This window comes from Sporosarcina koreensis (assembly GCF_042655825.1).
In the GTDB taxonomy this organism is placed as follows: Bacteria; Bacillota; Bacilli; order Bacillales_A; family Planococcaceae; genus Sporosarcina; species Sporosarcina koreensis.
Genome location: NZ_JBHSNP010000024.1, coordinates 51,144 through 66,496 on the forward strand (window position 1 = coordinate 51,144; position 15,353 = coordinate 66,496).

Below are 15,353 nucleotides of genomic sequence, written 5' to 3' on the forward strand. Positions count from 1 at the left end.
GGATGGGCTTAATTTATTACTGAATGAGGCTTTTTACAGCTTTTGACATCGTTGCGCCGTCTGTTTTCCCGGCAAGAAGCGGCTTTGCGATTTTCATCGCGTCTCCCATGTTCATTCCTTGGACGACTCCGGCTTCTGTCAGTAATGCCTTTACTTCATCCTCGCTTAATTGCTTCGGCAAGAAAGATTTCAACAACGCCAATTTCTTCTTTTCTTGTTCAATCAAATCTTCGCGCTGCGCTTTTTCAGCACCTTCCAACGCTTGATTCGTTTGTTTGATTTCGCGGTTGACGATTGCGACTTCCTCTTCTTCTGTCAGAGCGGAGCCCTTCTCTTTTTCAGCCATATCAAGTGCAGACTTCAAAAGTGTCAGCACCCCTTTGGAAAGGGTATCCTTCTCTTTCATTGCCTGTTTCAGTTGTTCGAACACAGTTGTTTTTAACATCGTTCAAATCGCCTCTTTTCATAGATCGAATGCATCCAGCCACTCGATTTTGTGTAATAATTATAAATAACACGCCCCCGATAAGCAACTGAAGTGTTGCGAGCAGTGGGTTAATCCCTTCATTGCAACATACAATAAACAAAAGGCCTAAAAAGGAGGGAAGTCGAGCTGGATAGTATACTCTTACTTGGTGGTCCATCACCATGGAATATCACTTTACTGGTTTTCCATGTTTGTCTAGTCGGTTGTTATGCATTTTTAGTGCAATATTATGCGAAAGCCGGATTGGTTAATAGACATACCTTACTTTTTTCCCTCGGTGTACTCCTACTGTACTTCACTATTGGCAGCCCCTTTACTATCATCAGCCATCTCTCATTCAGCTTGCATATGATTCAGATGAGTATTCTTTTCTTCATCATCCCTCCTCTTATTTTGCTAGGCACTCCTGAGAATCTCTACAGGAAAACATTGAACTTTCCAAAGCCATCGTGGATAAAAAAACTTCATTTCCCTCCCAAAATTGCCCTCTATGTATTTGGGCTAATATTGCTCCTGTATCATTTGCCTTTCATTCTCACATTTATTTCAAAAAACGCCCTTCTGCAGAGTGGATTTATTTCCGGCATGTTTTTACTTTCCTTCATCATGTGGTGGCCAATCGCATCACCAGATCCAAATCGGCGACTCGATAAGCGCGACATGAAACGGTATGCGATGACGAGCGGCTATGTGTTGTTACCAGCGTGCCTGTTTTTCATATTGGCAGCCTTGATTGGGGAAATTGAAAATCCTTTATTCGTACAACTGACTGTACATCTTTGCATGCCAGAAACTTTGGGTACAGTCACTTTGCTCCCGTCGCCATTCAACACAAAATATGATCAGTTCATGGCAGGAGTAATTATGATGGGGCTGCATAAATGCGGATTGGTTATGGCGCTCAAGCTTGAAGATAAAATGATTGCCGCTCAACCGAAGTCGGAAAAAAACGAAACTTATCCTCCGGCGCAAACGTATTGTGAGAAAAGGGATAAAGGGGGAGGTTTTGTTGAAAAACTATGAGGTGCGGCATATCTTTATGGCAATCGGGCTCGGTATTTTAGTCATCTCACCGTTCCTGCTACTGCCTTTGCCTACATTCGTTGCAACGAATATACATGATCCACAGGGCTGGGTCGTCATTTTGCCGGGCAAAGCGTATTTGCTCTATGCATTTGGATTCCTGTTTTTATCCGCATCTGCACTTATTTTATTCGTTTTGAACCTCAGCAAAGCCGCAAAGATCGGCAGCATTGCCAGCCTGCTGTTCAGTGCATTTTTCTTTGTGAGTGCAATCCAGATATATACGTCTCTTTCGGGTGAATCAATTTCCTTCAGAGAGTCATTATGGTCTGATCGCCACTCGTATGCTTGGGAAGAGGTGGAGAAGGTGCACTTTAATCTTGCGGCGGATGGCTTTCCGAAATATGAATTTTATTTCAAGGACGGCAATGAGCTGACCTTTTCGGAAAACGGGCATATACGCATGTGGCGCACTGCGATTGAAGGGGAATTGAAGAAACACGAAATCGAATTTGAGAAAAAATATAATTGAACAGGATGAGGAGCGGGCCCAGTTGAGGTTCGCTCTTTTTATTGATTGACATGAAAAATAAATATTATCTATTGAATAATTAATTTACTTAAGTTGAAGCGAACCCGGCCGATATTAGCAAAGTTGTGTAATTAAAAATAGGAGATGTATAGTATGTTTACAAGTATTAAAAGGAAATTGTTATTCTCTTTTTCATTGGTGATAATATTAGTACTCATGTACGGCATTTATAATATATCAGTCGTGATGAAAAGCAACAACGAAGCAAAAAATATAGTGGAGAAAGAGCTTCCGTTATTGATTGCCCATGAACAGATGGCGTTGACGATGGCGAACCGTATTTCGACAGCCCGGGGGTATGTCTTATACGGAGGAGATTTTAAGGATAGGTTCAATGAGTACAGCAAAACTGGAATGAAAAATGAAAAGATCATCCGGGATATTCAAGAAACGGATGAATTCGACCGGCTCATCGAGCAGACGGTAGCATGGCGGACAATCATCACCGATGAAGTGTTTGTCGAGTATGATAAAGGCAACAAGGAGTTAGCGCTGAAAAAATTAGAGCAGTCGACTCCGATGGTTCGTGAAATTATGGCAGGGTATGAAAAATTGGCAGCGGACTATGAAGCGAATATTCAAGCCGCAGAAGCGAAGATTATTGCAGGTGGGAAACAGACGTTTACCATCGTCAGTGTTGTGACGGTTTTAGTGATCCTCTTAAGCATAGCAGCCGCACTTTTCACTGCCGAACAAATTACAAAACCGATCAAAATGGTAATGAACCGTATGTTGGAGATGGCTAAAGGCGATTTAAGCAGCGAGAACATGGAAACGAAGGCTAAGGATGAAGTGGGTCAGCTTGTTCATGCCGCAAATGAAATGAGCCATAACACCCGGAATCTATTACATACGATTAATGATATCTCTGCTTCAGTCACGGCTCAAAGTGAAGAGCTGACGCAATCCGCGAATGAAGTGAAAGCCGCTACCGATCAAGTTGCCATGACGATGTATGACCTGGCGGAAGGTGCGGAATCACAAGCGACACAAGCAGGGAATCTATCTGACTTGATGGACTCGTTTGTTCACCAAGTGGAAGAGGCCGATGACAAGGGCGGCCATATTCAAGTGGCTTCTACAAAAGTGCTGGATATGACGGCAGAAGGTCGCCGTTTAATGGATCTTTCCAATGAACAAATGGGTAGAATCGATAAAATCGTGCAATATTCAGTAGAAAAAATCCAAGGATTGGACGCCCAATCACAGGAAATTTCGAAATTGGTCGTCGTCATCAAGGCGATTGCCGATCAAACGAATTTATTAGCATTGAATGCGGCGATTGAAGCGGCACGTGCTGGCGAACATGGCAAAGGTTTCGCAGTCGTTGCCGAAGAAGTGAGAAACTTGGCGGAACAGGTATCCATTTCTGTCACTGACATTACAAAGATTGTTGATGACATTCAATCCGAATCCAGCTCTGTCGCTGCCTCCCTATTGGAAGGATACGGGGAAGTCGAGAAAGGAACGGAACAAATTACGCAGACGAGCCAAACATTCAACGACATTAATGATGCTGTGACTGAAGTCGCTGCACATATTTCAACGATTTCAAGCAATTTATCCGATATGGTAACCCGCAGTCAAGAAATGCGCAGCTCCGTTGAGGAAATCGCAGCCATCACGGAAGAGACGTCAGCAGGCGTTGAACAAACATCCGCGTCGACGCAACAGACAAACAGCTCAATGGAAGAAGTGGCAATGAGCTCAGAGCAACTGGCGAAATACGCAGAAGAACTCAATCGGAACGTTCTTCAATTCAAATTGTAAGTGAGAAAGGGGGCTGTCCTAGGACAGCCCCCTCATTTTTGCCGAAGATGACAGATATCGGTCATTTCCTATGAGTTATCGGTCATTTCCCGACAAATATCGGTCAAGTTCACAAAGTTATCGTCATTTCGGGATCTTTGACTCACTCGATGCCGACTTATATCTTCTTCACAAACTCCGATTTCAACTGCATTGCGCCGAATCCGGGGATTTTGCAATCAATATCGTGATCGCCTTCGACCAGCTTGATGTTTTTCACCGTCGTCCCCATTTTGACGACATTTGAGCTGCCTTTCACTTTCAAGTCTTTGATAACTGTGATCGTATCGCCGTCGTTCAACTCATTTCCATATGCATCGCGGACGACAGCTGCTTCAGCTTCTGCCTCCTGGGATTCAGCTGTCCACTCGTATGCGCATTCAGGGCAAACAAAGAGATTTCCATCTTCATATGTGTATTCGGAATTACATTTTGGGCAATTAGGTAAATTGTTCATGACTTGATTCCTCCATCTGATAGTATCAATCATACTATAGCAGAGAACAGGATAAATCCAAGTCTGCGGGAGCAAGACGAAACTGTATTTGTATAAATCTCAAGTATTTGCTATATTATAAGCAATATGGAATCGTAGAAGTGGCCAAGTAAATGAAAATTGTGAAACAGAAAGTATGGCGCCTTGCTGAGAGCCGTACCACCGCTTTTCATTGAACCCTACCACGGAGATGTCATGCAAACATGACCGGGTCGTTTTCGTTACAGAACGTTCGAGGGCTTAGCATGGCTAGGCCGAATGAAGGTGGTACCACGTCTATTCAGCGCAAAGACGTCCTTATATAGGACAGCTTTGCGCTTTTTATTATGATAGGGAGGAAATCAAGATGAGTAATCAGAAAAACGATTTTTCAAAATGGTATATCGACACGATCCAGAAGGCGGATCTAATGGACTACACGCCTGTCCGCGGATGTATCGCATTTAAACCGGACGGCTTTGAAATTTGGGAGCATATCCAAGCCGAAATGGATAAGCGTTTCAAGGAGACGGGCCACCGGAATGCATACTTCCCGATGTTAATTCCAGAATCGTTCTTCCAAAAGGAGAAGGATCATATCGAAGGATTCTCCCCTGAACTTCCATTTGTGACGGAAGCCGCCGGCGAGAAATTGGAAGAGCGACTTGCTTTGCGTCCTACGTCCGAGACGATGATCGGCCACTTGTATTCCGATTGGATCAAAAGCTACCGGGATCTTCCGGTTTTAATTAACCAATGGGCGAACGTCTTCCGTTGGGAGAAACGGACATTGCCTTTCATTCGGACATCTGAATTTTTATGGCAGGAAGGGCATACTGCGCATGTGGATGAAGAAGAAGCACGTGCAGAAACAATGCAAATGTTGAACATTTATAAAGAAGTTGTGGAAGGGCTATTGGCAATTCCAGTCTATGACGGACAAAAAACACCATCCGAGCGTTTCGCAGGTGCGGTCGATACGTATTCGATCGAAGCAATGATGAAGGATGGAAAAGCGGTACAAGCGGGTACATCCCACTATTTAGGCACGAAGTTTGCGGAAGCATTCGACATCAAATATTTGACGAAAGAAAACCGTCATGAATTCGTCCATACGACGTCATGGGGAACTTCAACGCGCCTGATCGGTTCGGTCATCATGGTGCACGGCGACGAGCAAGGGCTTGTATTGCCACCACGCATCGCACCGACGCAAGTTGCCCTGATCCCGGTCGGTCCTTGGAAGAAGAACCCTGCCATCATGGAGAAGTTGGATGAAGTTTTCGCGGAGTTGAAGGCGAAAGGCATCCGCGTGAGGTTGGACGATTCCGATCAGTCTCCTGGATTCAAGTTCAATGAGTGGGAACTGAAAGGCGTACCTGTTCGCGTTGAACTAGGGCCACGTGATTTGGAGAACAATCAGGCGCTTATGAAAGCACGTGACGAAGACGAGAAAGTCGCTGTCGACTTGGCGAATATCGTCGGAAGCATTGAGCAGGAATTGCAAACGATGCAGACACGCTTGCTTGAAAAAGCGCGCGCATTCCGTGCGGAGCATTCCCACACGCATATCGACACAATAGAGGAACTGAGGAAGCACATCGCGGACTCGGCTGATAAAGGCGAAATCCCTGGTTGGATCCTTGCCGGCTGGTGCGGCGATGACGCGTGCGAAGAGCAAGTGAAGGACGAAACGATGTTCACGACGCGCAACATTCCATTCAATCCACCGGCTGAAAAGTCGACGTGCATCAATTGCGGAAAAGAAGCTAAGCATACAGTTTGGTTTGCAAGAGCTTATTGATATTTTGAATAAATTAGGCTGCCATCCCTTGGGAGGCAGCCTTTTTGCGCGATGCAATAAATTTGCGGATTCATTTAATGGGGGACTGAAGCTGTTAGATCTTCGAGCGGTGATAAAAGGGTGCTAAGCGGTGATAAACTCCTCCTGAGCGGTGATAAAGTGCCTCCGAGCGGTGATAAACCCGTCATAAGCGGTGATAACTCCTCAAGTTGGTGGTGAATTCATGCGATTCGGTGGTAAAGTGCCCCGAATCGGTGGTAATGCACGGAGAGTCGGTGGTAATAGGCCGAGAATCGGTGGTAAATCGCTTCAAGTCGGTGGTAAAGCTCGGAAAGTTGATGAAAATACCCCGAGGCGGTGATAAATCATGGAGAGGCGGTGATAAAGTACCTCAAGTCGGTGATAACTCCCCTCAAGTCGGTGATAACTCCCCTCAAGTCGGTGATAGACTCATCCCGCCGACTCCCGCCGATCCCCATAAAAATGCAGCCATGCCTCGTGGATGCCGCCTGCACAATTTTCATTTGCCAAAAAAAGATTCTCGCACGGGTCCATTTCCAGCAACTCCGGCTGGGCATTGCCGACGATGACGGAAGGGTGGCTGAGGGAAAGCATATCCCGGTCGTTGCCGGAGTCGCCTGCGATAAGAATTTTAACGCCATCCCTCGCATACCTGCCAAGCGCATATTCCAAGGCGTTCCCCTTACCAGCACTACTAGGAAGCACGTCGATATCCCGGCTCGAGCTGAAGATGAATGAATGGGCAATCGCTTGGTCCTCAAGAGCTTTCTTGAATTCATGCACCGCCCCGATATCATCAGACACGGTAAAGGAAACACGCCGTTCATCGGGCAGTTCCTGTCTTTTCAATGCAGGAAAAAATGCCGCACTCTCAGCAATCATCCTAGGTTGCCAATCCTCCTGCATGCGATCTTTCCAATCAAGATCTTCCTCCAAATCACCTCGATAAATAGCCGTACCCACATCTGTTATAAGCAGGTCCGGCATCGGCAATCCCTCCTCCGCCATGAGCGATCGGGCGGAGGATAAATGCCTACCGGTCACATAGATGAGCGCCACTTCGTCCGGCGAGCCATCAAAAAACTGAAGCAATCGCCCAAGCGCTTCCTTGTCGCCGACAAACGTTCCATCCAAGTCAGTCGCTAGCAAGTACTTTTTGTTTTCCAAGAATGACCACCTCATACAATCCATCCATTTTCTTAGCAACGCTGTCCCAATTGAATTCCCAGCGTGCATAGGCCGCAGCGCGCCGTCCGAGGGAACGGGTAAATTCACGGTTCGCCGCAAGCAGCTTCATGGCGAATGCTAAATGTTCCTTGTTCTCCTTTTCGACATGGAGACCCGTCTCCCGGTGGCGGACAACATCCTTCAACCCACCAACTCTTGAGGCGATGACGGGGCTGCCGCATGCTTGCGCTTCCGCAGCGACCATTCCGAATGATTCATACGTCGAAGGCACGATGACGGCAGTCGCTTTATTGAATAGCTCTGCCAATTGGCGCTGGGAACGGGCGCCGATAAAGTCGACATGCCGCTCCAAGCCCGCAACCGCCTTTTTCAATTTCGGGCAAGTCGGCAATTTCTTGTCGAGATCGATTTTATCCGGATCTCCTCCCGCAATGACCAGCTTGGTGGAGGAAGGAAGTTCGTGCCTCTCCATCAATAGGCGGAATGCATTCAGAAGCGTGTAAATCCCTTTCGTCACTTCAAGTCTTCCAGCAAATGCGAAGTAAGGACGCGCCTTTTCTTTCTGAGTGGAAGGCTTAAAGCGATGATCAACTCCGATGGGAATGACCTTAATTGGGGAAGGATTCTTAACGAAGCTATTGATCAATTTCCGTTCAGACGCAGTCGTAGCAACGACCGTGTCGGCCAACTGCAAAATCAATTGTTCAGCGGAAATCCGTTTTGGTTCCGTGACGCCGGTTGCCTGTTGTTTTGCAACGCCTAGTGAGTGGGAAGTGTGAATCCATGGCAGACCATAGTCCTCGGCCAGTTTTGCACCGAGAAGCCCGGATAGCCAATAATGGGTATGCACGAGGTCATAAGACGACAGGTCAATAAGACTTTGCATTTCATCATAGAAATCATATAGCATGTTGTACATGTCACTTTTCGGCACATAGCCTTTTACCCCTGCTGAGACGCGGATCACCCGGCATCCCGAACCGAATTCTTCAACTTGTGGGACTGCCGCATCCGCCCAATGTGTAATGACATCTACTGCATGTCCTCTTTTATCCAATGAAAGTGCCAATTGTTTAACATAATTGTTTTGTCCGCCTGCCTGTTCGCCTCCAAGCGCTGCAAGCGGATCGCCGTGATCAGAAATGAATACTATTTTTTTCTTCATATAAATCTCCCTTTCGAAGATAGCAGAAGTATCCTGGTATCTAGTGTCTTTATTTACCCGGATTGTTAAATAGTAAACATTATTCAGTTAACAATCTTAATAAAATAATAAACTCCTCCCAAACTTTATTCAGGAGGAGTTTCAACGTATCCATTTAATTAGCTATCGTATTTTCCATTACATTCAACAGTTCTTCCACCGTCATTGTCCGCTCGCCACCGCCTTGGACAAATGCATCATTTCCGCCGCCTTTGCCGTTGAGAAGGGGCAAGACCGAAGTGGAAACCAGTTTCATGCTTGTCCCTGACGATGTGCCCCTTGCTGCGACGAACTGCAGGCGATCTTCATTCTCAGCAACGAGAAGGGCGATTGCCGATTCATACTCGGCAACAATCAGCTTTGCCAATTTTTGCAGTTCCTGCACGGTCCTATCGGTAAATGAAGCTCTTACTATATTGCCATTCTTATTGTCCAATAAGTTTTTCGCCTCGAAAAACAATAACTCTTCCTTTGCATTTTCCAATGCTTTTTCCAATGTATGGTGTGAAGCTAAAAGCCGCTCAATTGCATCACTCACTCCGTTTTCAGGGGCACTTAGCAATTTGGAGGCGGCAGACAGCTCCTCATGCTTCCGATGCAATTGTTGCAGGACCCGGCTGCCGCAAGCGAAGTTGACACGGACTTTCCTTCTCTGTTTTTCCGTGGAGATGATTTTCAGCAATCCGATTTGTCCAGTCGAGGTCGGGTGGGTGCCCCCGCAGCCGTTATAGTCGAAATCCGGTATGATGACAAGCCTGATTTCGTCCGTCACGGCCAATTGTTTCCGCAATGAATACTCGGAAAGCTCGTCCTCCGTCACCCATTTCGTTTCGATCGGGCGGTTCTCCAAAATGATCTCGTTCGCAAGCTTTTCAGCAGCCGCTAATTGCTCGGCCGTCACGTCATCTACATCCAAGTCAATGGAAACAAGTCCTTTGCCTAGATGGAAACTGACTGTCTGAAATCCGAAAAGACGGACAAAAGCGGCCGTCAAGATATGCTGTCCCGCATGCTGCTGCATATGGTCAAGGCGGCGCTCCCAATCGATTTCCCCCTCCACTTCCTTTTTGGAATGAAGTTCTTCGCCAAGGTAATGGCGGACTTCACCGTCCACTTCCTCCACATCGATTACCCGTACCCCTTCAATCGTCCCCGTGTCATGCGGCTGCCCGCCACCTGTCGGATAAAACGCCGTGTTGCTCAATACGGCATACAGGCGCCCCTCCGAATCCACTCCATTCTCAACAATGCGTGCTTTGAAAGTCTTTTTATAGGCATTTTGATAATAAATACGGTCTTTTAACATGCTGCCATCCCCCAGTGTGAGTAGTTTATCAACAGTGTACAATAAATAGAAAAGGGCTTCCCACTTATTTCAGTGAGAAGCTCCGTTCATTTTTTTCTCGAAAGGAAAGGATCCTTTCTACTAACATATCGTACTTGTCTTTCCATAATACTCTCATCGCCAATGTCAGGAACAATAGAAATCCTAGCAGAATCACTGATATGATACTCGTTATCTTGAAAAACAGCATCTCCTGAAATCCGCCAAGTCCCATGGCGATAACAACGCTGCTGACAAAAACAATCGAACTAATTGGCAGCAGTTGAATGAAAATATCGTAGTTCCTTCTTTTGAGAAACTTCATCGTAAAAGGTGTAATGAATGCGATCAGTGTTATATATAATAGAACGATCAGTGTATCGATGACGACCATAAAGACATCCATAAACAAAAGCCCCCTTGCTATCTACTATTGCAATTTATACCCTATATTCTTATAACATATGCATACGAAGAGAAGAATCTACTTTTATACCTATAAAAAAAGAAGGGGAAAAAAGGATCCCCCTCCATGACTCCATTCATTCGATAATTTCGAAACTTTGCAGCATATGATAGAATCTTGCACCGTGCCCTTCTGCTGCCTCAAGGAAATACTTCTCGGTAATGACAAAGCTCCCATCTTTGCCATTGCTGATAACGTACACATCAATAACCTTTCCGTCCCATGTCGATTCGGTCAGACCATGCAGCCAATAGCCTTCCACGGGTTCCGACACGGTTTCTACGCCCCGCAGATCGGGGAAGTCGACCTTCAACTTTTCCTCAATCTCCTTCACAAGAGCTTCCGGCTTGTCGGATGGATATTGTTTGATTTCCATGCTCACTTCCGGATACTTCTCGGGAAGAGGCTCGATTGTAGTGATGATATCAGCGTCTTCTCCCTTGATCATTTTATAGCGGGATTCATCCACGTAAATGATATACTCGGAATCCTTTCCTTCATTCAAATGGACTTCCGTCGGTTCATCTTGCCCTTCAATGCTTTGGATGATCTCCTTTTCAGGAGCGAACATATCCTTGATTCCTTTGATCAATGCCAAGCCAGGCTCGGTCTGTAAGGTGAATGCAAGGATAAGTGCCGCCGCTGCTATCAGCACTGCGGGGACCCATCTCTTTTTCCTTTTCATTTCCGAACGCTTCCCTTCGAATAGTTCTTTATTGATTTCATTCCAAACGTCGTCCTTCAGTTCGTGCACATCTTCATCGGTTTGCTTTTCAAGCTCCCTTTTTATCCGCTCGTCAAATTTGCTCATCAGGACATATCCTCCTTTCGCATGGCCTCCAACTGCTCTTTTAACCGCTTCCGTCCTTTGAATAATCGCGACTTGACGGTGTTGTGATTCAACCCTAAAATGTCCGCAATCTCTTTTTCGGAAAATCCTTTAATATATTTCAAGATGAGCGGAATCCTGTGCGAATCGTCCAATGCTTGAATACTATCGTAAAGCTCCGTCAACTGATCGAAAGATTCCTCCGCAATGGAAGGATCGTTCTCCAGCGTTTCGATATTCGAAAGAGGGGACTCTTTTTTCAGTAAACGAAGACATTCATTCGTCAATATCCGATAAAACCAAGGGTCGAAAGGCAATGCCGGATTGTAGCTTCCGATTTGGCGGTACACACGAATGAACGTTTCCTGCACCGCATCCTTCGCCATCTCACGGTTGCGGGTGATGGCGCTCGCCGTCCGGATTGCCGGATTGGCATACGCTTCATAAAATTGCCGGAAAGCGGCTTTGTCGCCTGCCCTTATTTTCCGAACCCACTTTTCCTGCTGCACACGGTACACTCCTTTCAGAACAACCGAATTTGTTGCTCTCACTATATATACCCTCAGTTTTGACGAAAAGTTTTCAGGGAAACAAAAAACCGCATCACGAATCATGGTTCAGCGTCCAAAGCGATCCGCCCGCCATCATGGTTGGCAAAATTTATAAGAAAAATTTCATCTTTGTTATATACATATTAGAACAAAGTGTGTTATATTGAACCTATAACAAATGGAGAGGTTGTGACGTTCATGTCTGAACTTGCAAACATACCTTGGAGTCTTGTTTTACCGCTTCTTGTACTTCAACTGATCCTGATGGTTGTCGCTTTAGTCGATCTCATTCGTCATCAACGGACGAACGGGCCATTCATCATGTGGATTTTCATCATATTACTCGGCAACATCATTGGCTCGGTTTTGTATTTCGTCTTCGGGAGGAAGCAAGCATGACCCAATTGCTGCAAGTAAGTGATCTATCGAAGATTTACGGGAGTCATAAAGCCGCAGATTCGATTACATTCGAATTGGAGGAAGGCACATCGACAGCCCTGATCGGGCCGAACGGGGCGGGGAAGACGACGACATTGTCCATGCTCGCTGGACTTGTCACGCCGTCGAGCGGATCGATTCTTTTCCAGGGTCAACCGAAGCCGGATATCCGGGCTTCCATTGGCTACCTGCCTCAATACCCGAAGTTTTTTTCTTGGCTGACAGCACTTGAGTTCACAGAAATGGCAGCCGTATTGAGTGGTGTCGAAACTAGGCAGGCATTGGCGGAAGCGAAAAAGACGCTTGAGTTCGTCGGCCTTGGGGATGCCATGAAAAAGAGGACGGGAACGCTTTCCGGGGGGATGAAGCAAAGGCTTGGATTAGCGCAGGCGATTGTCCATGGACCGGAGCTGCTGCTGTTGGATGAACCGGTATCCGCGCTTGACCCGGTCGGAAGAAGGCAAGTGATGAATCTATTGAAGGAACTTCAACAGAAAACGACAATTCTCTATTCAACTCATATTTTGAATGATGCGGAAGAGATGACAGACCAGCTGTTATTTTTGCGCAAAGGCGTCCTTGTCGAAAATGGATCGCTTGAGACAATCCGTGAAAAATACGCGAACCCTCGTATTCTTATCGAATTCGATTCTATGGAAGAGGCGGAGCGATTCACAGCACTTTCCCCTTGGGCAGTCAAGATGGAGAAGAAGCAAGTTTCCATCGACGCAGTCAAGGAAGGAGTCGGCACGCCTGAAGTAATCGAGCTGCTGCATACAAATTCTCTCCATGTTCGGAAGGTTGAGTTGCAGACTGCGAGTTTGGAAGAAATCTTCATGAAAGTGGTGATGGAGGGATGAGCAGCCTCAATGTACTGTTGCGCAAGGAATGGCGTGAAAACATGCGTAACTTTAAACTTTATTGGATTCCGATCGTGTTTATCATCTTTGGGGTGATTGAGCCTATCTCGAACCACTTTCTGCCTGAAATTATGAAAAGTGTAGGGAACTTGCCGGAAGGGACGGAATTCACCTGGCCGGAATTCCGAGGGGAAGACATTTTCGTTTCATTGATGAGTCAATACCAGATGATCGGCATACTAATTATCATCCTTGCATTTATGGGATCCATCTCGGGTGAGCGGAAATCAGGGACGGCAACGCTTCTATACGTGCGACCTATGTCATTTGCCCAATATTTCCTCAGCAAATGGATTGTCGTCAATGTGGTTGTATTGGCAAGTGTTTGGTTAGGTTTTTTTGCGGCATGGTATTATATCGGGATTTTATTTAACTCAGTGGCGGCTGGGGAAGTCTTCACATTTTTAGGAACGTATAGTTTGTGGCTCGTTTTCGCTGTCACGGTCGTGCTTGCACTAAGCGCTTGGTTGTCATCCGGAGGCGCTGCGGGTCTGTCCATCTTAATCCTGCTCGTTTTCCAGATCATTGATGGCGTCGTCGGCGCGTACTGGACAGTGACTCCGTGGAAATTGAGCGTATATGCATCAACCGCATTCGGTGCATCTGCCGATCAATCAGCCTTTTGGATGAGTGTCGGGCTTACGGTCGCCCTCATTATTGCGCTTGTCTTTTTCGGTATATACATGACGAAACGGAATGCTGCCAAGACATTGGTCTGACATTTCCCGGGGAATATCGACAGGTACCGACACGAATAGTTGCAATAAAAAAGTAGAGGCTTGGAATTTTTCCGCCTCTACTTTTTTGAGCTTATTTATATTTCTCCTCGCTCGACGAACTGCTTTTCGTATCATGGTGATGCTCTTCCTCATGTTCTTCCAATCTAACATCCTCCAATGGAATCGGATCGACGTTCTTCATATCTTCATGCATGTCGTAGATGCTTTCCTTGTCTGTCGGCAAGTTTTCCGGGTTGTCCATGAAAGGACCTTCAGCGTCTTTCCGATCTTCTGAAGTAAATGGCTTTTTCTTATTCAATGAAAGCACTTCCTTTCTGTTCTTATTCTATTCACTTTATCTGCTTGACCTAAACATGAAGCACATTCAACTGAAATGTGTTTTCAGACGATTCTGGGGGTAAAGTAATGAAAGCAAATGAAAAAGGAGTGTTTAACATGGAGAAAAGATATGACGGTAAGCGCGAAGCCGTAGAAGCCGAAGAAGTAGAAGACACGGAAAGGGATAGCAGGGCGCAAATGACGGATAGCGGTGAAATGTTGGCAGGTGACGACATCGTGCAGCCTAGAGATGCCAATGCAGGAACGGTTCCACGCATCAACACCGATCATTTATGACAAGGGAAGGCTGCCTCCCATAGATGTAGGAGACAGCCTGCCTTTCAGTTGAAATTAGCGACGCTGATTCTTGTGATTGCCGAATCGGTCCTTGAATTCACCGATTTCCTGTTGCGCTTTGCCTTTCAATTTATCCATTTTGCCTTCCGCCTGCAACATAGCATCATCCGTTGCATTGCCATATTGATCTTTTGCTTCACCTTTGACTTTATTGACGGCACCTTTTACCTTATCCGAGTAACCTCTTTCTTTCATGATGAAAACCTCCTTAAAGAGTAGTAGTTTTTCAATACCCTGCAAGGAAAAAAGGCAAACGTACAGATCGGGACGGCCTGAAATTTCAAAAAGGCAAGAGTGGAAAGTCCTTGAAAATTATGTCGAAATTTTGGTTGAACTTACCTTTTCCCATATTTGTCCGCTTTATATAATGGATGAAGACATATGCAATTCTTGGAGGAGATGGAATGATTAGAAAAGGACGTTTTGCAGTTTGGAACGGTAAAGAATATCCACTTCTTTCGCAGCGGCGTACATATTATTTGCAATCCGGAAATCCGGAAGATAAGGAAATCGGGTTTGTCGAAATAGGCACAAGAGGTTATTTATTCAAGGAAATCAGCACGGATGAGCTGGAAGATGCTTACGAGGTGTTTCCCTATGCTATCCTATCCGGCTATCGTTTTGCATTGGAGAGTTATGAAGAGGAGAACCGTATCGCAACGTTCGTGACGAACAACCCGTTTGCCCAAAAGAAAGTCGCTGTCAGTCCTTACGGAAATGAATTCCGGATCGACATTCCGATGGACCAAGTCGAAATACTGGAGGACCGTATTCCCATTTTGGGCTTCGAATCATAAAAAAAGATGA

Annotated in this window: 19 protein-coding genes; 9 read left to right on the top strand and 10 right to left on the bottom strand. The window is 45.9% G+C overall.

Annotated features, from left to right (window positions below; genetic code table 11):
* Positions 1–16: 16 nt before the first annotated feature.
* Positions 17–445 (bottom strand): GatB/YqeY domain-containing protein, encoded by a 429-nt coding sequence (locus ACFPTP_RS10740; protein ID WP_381444590.1) that lies wholly within the window; start codon positions 443–445, stop codon positions 17–19.
* A gap of 261 nt (positions 446–706) precedes the next feature.
* Here ACFPTP_RS10740 and ACFPTP_RS10745 point away from each other — a divergent pair, with 261 nt between their 5' ends.
* From ACFPTP_RS10745 to ACFPTP_RS10755, 3 genes are all read left to right on the top strand, one after another.
* Positions 707–1,510: a cytochrome c oxidase assembly protein gene (locus tag ACFPTP_RS10745; protein WP_381444592.1), complete on the top strand. Its 804-nt coding sequence runs from the start codon at positions 707–709 to the stop codon at positions 1,508–1,510.
* Entirely contained in the window at positions 1,497–2,042 is a 546-nt protein-coding gene (locus tag ACFPTP_RS10750) for a hypothetical protein (RefSeq protein ID WP_381444595.1), read from the top strand. The genes ACFPTP_RS10745 and ACFPTP_RS10750 overlap by 14 nt, the downstream gene beginning before the upstream one ends.
* Positions 2,043–2,195: 153 nt before the next feature.
* A complete protein-coding gene (locus ACFPTP_RS10755; protein WP_381444598.1) occupies positions 2,196–3,872 on the top strand; it encodes a methyl-accepting chemotaxis protein in 1,677 nt (558 codons plus the stop codon).
* A gap of 157 nt (positions 3,873–4,029) precedes the next feature.
* On the opposite strand, the gene ACFPTP_RS10760 is transcribed toward ACFPTP_RS10755, so the two are convergent.
* Positions 4,030–4,401 carry a zinc ribbon domain-containing protein YjdM gene (locus ACFPTP_RS10760; protein WP_381444600.1) on the bottom strand — a complete coding sequence of 124 codons (372 nt, stop codon included), beginning with the start codon at positions 4,399–4,401 and terminating at the stop codon, positions 4,030–4,032.
* A gap of 352 nt (positions 4,402–4,753) precedes the next feature.
* Between ACFPTP_RS10760 and proS the strand changes: the two genes are divergently transcribed.
* On the top strand, positions 4,754–6,190 hold the full coding sequence (gene proS / locus ACFPTP_RS10765; protein ID WP_381444603.1) for a proline--tRNA ligase: 1,437 nt from the start codon (positions 4,754–4,756) through the stop codon (positions 6,188–6,190).
* A 450-nt stretch (positions 6,191–6,640) separates the two neighbouring features.
* Here the strand turns inward: proS and ACFPTP_RS10770 are convergent, their stop codons facing one another.
* The 6 genes from ACFPTP_RS10770 to ACFPTP_RS10795 form a co-directional block, all read right to left on the bottom strand.
* Positions 6,641–7,378: an HAD-IIB family hydrolase gene (locus tag ACFPTP_RS10770; protein WP_381444605.1), complete on the bottom strand. Its 738-nt coding sequence runs from the start codon at positions 7,376–7,378 to the stop codon at positions 6,641–6,643.
* Entirely contained in the window at positions 7,347–8,564 is a 1,218-nt protein-coding gene (locus tag ACFPTP_RS10775) for a glycosyltransferase (RefSeq protein ID WP_381444607.1), read from the bottom strand. The genes ACFPTP_RS10770 and ACFPTP_RS10775 overlap by 32 nt, the downstream gene beginning before the upstream one ends.
* 154 nt (positions 8,565–8,718) lie before the next feature.
* The gene (locus tag ACFPTP_RS10780; RefSeq protein ID WP_381444610.1) at positions 8,719–9,909 is read right to left on the bottom strand and encodes an alanyl-tRNA editing protein; all 1,191 of its coding nucleotides are present in this window, start codon (positions 9,907–9,909) and stop codon (positions 8,719–8,721) included.
* Positions 9,910–9,973: 64 nt separating this feature from the next.
* Positions 9,974–10,333, bottom strand: a complete 360-nt coding sequence (locus tag ACFPTP_RS10785) for a hypothetical protein (RefSeq protein WP_381444612.1) — start codon at positions 10,331–10,333, stop codon at positions 9,974–9,976.
* Positions 10,334–10,469: 136 nt separating this feature from the next.
* Positions 10,470–11,204 (bottom strand): hypothetical protein, encoded by a 735-nt coding sequence (locus ACFPTP_RS10790; protein ID WP_381444615.1) that lies wholly within the window; start codon positions 11,202–11,204, stop codon positions 10,470–10,472.
* On the bottom strand, positions 11,204–11,773 hold the full coding sequence (locus ACFPTP_RS10795; protein ID WP_381444617.1) for an RNA polymerase sigma factor: 570 nt from the start codon (positions 11,771–11,773) through the stop codon (positions 11,204–11,206). The genes ACFPTP_RS10790 and ACFPTP_RS10795 overlap by 1 nt, the downstream gene beginning before the upstream one ends.
* A gap of 198 nt (positions 11,774–11,971) precedes the next feature.
* Between ACFPTP_RS10795 and ACFPTP_RS10800 the strand changes: the two genes are divergently transcribed.
* From ACFPTP_RS10800 to ACFPTP_RS10810, 3 genes are read left to right on the top strand one after another with little or no spacing between them, the layout of a single operon-like run.
* Positions 11,972–12,172, top strand: a complete 201-nt coding sequence (locus ACFPTP_RS10800; protein WP_381444620.1) for a PLD nuclease N-terminal domain-containing protein — start codon at positions 11,972–11,974, stop codon at positions 12,170–12,172.
* Complete coding sequence (locus ACFPTP_RS10805) at positions 12,169–13,071, top strand: ABC transporter ATP-binding protein (protein WP_381444623.1); 903 nt, start codon at positions 12,169–12,171, stop codon at positions 13,069–13,071. The genes ACFPTP_RS10800 and ACFPTP_RS10805 overlap by 4 nt, the downstream gene beginning before the upstream one ends.
* Complete coding sequence (locus ACFPTP_RS10810; protein ID WP_381444625.1) at positions 13,068–13,850, top strand: ABC transporter permease; 783 nt, start codon at positions 13,068–13,070, stop codon at positions 13,848–13,850. Before ACFPTP_RS10805 ends, ACFPTP_RS10810 begins: the two co-directional genes overlap by 4 nt.
* A gap of 91 nt (positions 13,851–13,941) precedes the next feature.
* Here ACFPTP_RS10810 and ACFPTP_RS10815 read toward each other — a convergent pair whose 3' ends face one another.
* Positions 13,942–14,169: a hypothetical protein gene (locus ACFPTP_RS10815; protein WP_381444628.1), complete on the bottom strand. Its 228-nt coding sequence runs from the start codon at positions 14,167–14,169 to the stop codon at positions 13,942–13,944.
* A gap of 137 nt (positions 14,170–14,306) precedes the next feature.
* On the opposite strand from ACFPTP_RS10815, the gene ACFPTP_RS10820 reads away from it, so the two are divergent.
* Positions 14,307–14,486, top strand: a complete 180-nt coding sequence (locus tag ACFPTP_RS10820; RefSeq protein WP_381444630.1) for a hypothetical protein — start codon at positions 14,307–14,309, stop codon at positions 14,484–14,486.
* Between the two features lie 54 nt (positions 14,487–14,540).
* Here the strand turns inward: ACFPTP_RS10820 and ACFPTP_RS10825 are convergent, their stop codons facing one another.
* Complete coding sequence (locus tag ACFPTP_RS10825; protein ID WP_381444634.1) at positions 14,541–14,741, bottom strand: CsbD family protein; 201 nt, start codon at positions 14,739–14,741, stop codon at positions 14,541–14,543.
* A 209-nt stretch (positions 14,742–14,950) separates the two neighbouring features.
* On the opposite strand from ACFPTP_RS10825, the gene ACFPTP_RS10830 reads away from it, so the two are divergent.
* Positions 14,951–15,343 (top strand): hypothetical protein, encoded by a 393-nt coding sequence (locus ACFPTP_RS10830; RefSeq protein WP_381444637.1) that lies wholly within the window; start codon positions 14,951–14,953, stop codon positions 15,341–15,343.
* Positions 15,344–15,353: the final 10 nt, after the last annotated feature.

What these genes read in the sequence shown, in the direction of transcription:
- ACFPTP_RS10825 (WP_381444634.1), bottom strand. Translation starts at nt 14,741, where the DNA reads ATGAAAGAAAGAGGTTACTCGGATAAGGTAAAAGGTGCCGTCAATAAA.
- ACFPTP_RS10790 (WP_381444615.1), bottom strand. Translation starts at nt 11,204, where the DNA reads ATGAGCAAATTTGACGAGCGGATAAAAAGGGAGCTTGAAAAGCAAACC.
- ACFPTP_RS10740 (WP_381444590.1), bottom strand. Translation starts at nt 445, where the DNA reads ATGTTAAAAACAACTGTGTTCGAACAACTGAAACAGGCAATGAAAGAG.
- ACFPTP_RS10775 (WP_381444607.1), bottom strand. Translation starts at nt 8,564, where the DNA reads ATGAAGAAAAAAATAGTATTCATTTCTGATCACGGCGATCCGCTTGCA.
- proS (WP_381444603.1), top strand. Translation starts at nt 4,754, where the DNA reads ATGAGTAATCAGAAAAACGATTTTTCAAAATGGTATATCGACACGATC.
- ACFPTP_RS10810 (WP_381444625.1), top strand. Translation starts at nt 13,068, where the DNA reads ATGAGCAGCCTCAATGTACTGTTGCGCAAGGAATGGCGTGAAAACATG.
- ACFPTP_RS10780 (WP_381444610.1), bottom strand. Translation starts at nt 9,909, where the DNA reads ATGTTAAAAGACCGTATTTATTATCAAAATGCCTATAAAAAGACTTTC.
- ACFPTP_RS10755 (WP_381444598.1), top strand. Translation starts at nt 2,196, where the DNA reads ATGTTTACAAGTATTAAAAGGAAATTGTTATTCTCTTTTTCATTGGTG.
- ACFPTP_RS10800 (WP_381444620.1), top strand. Translation starts at nt 11,972, where the DNA reads ATGTCTGAACTTGCAAACATACCTTGGAGTCTTGTTTTACCGCTTCTT.
- ACFPTP_RS10805 (WP_381444623.1), top strand. Translation starts at nt 12,169, where the DNA reads ATGACCCAATTGCTGCAAGTAAGTGATCTATCGAAGATTTACGGGAGT.
- ACFPTP_RS10820 (WP_381444630.1), top strand. Translation starts at nt 14,307, where the DNA reads ATGGAGAAAAGATATGACGGTAAGCGCGAAGCCGTAGAAGCCGAAGAA.
- ACFPTP_RS10830 (WP_381444637.1), top strand. Translation starts at nt 14,951, where the DNA reads ATGATTAGAAAAGGACGTTTTGCAGTTTGGAACGGTAAAGAATATCCA.
- ACFPTP_RS10785 (WP_381444612.1), bottom strand. Translation starts at nt 10,333, where the DNA reads ATGGATGTCTTTATGGTCGTCATCGATACACTGATCGTTCTATTATAT.
- ACFPTP_RS10760 (WP_381444600.1), bottom strand. Translation starts at nt 4,401, where the DNA reads ATGATTGATACTATCAGATGGAGGAATCAAGTCATGAACAATTTACCT.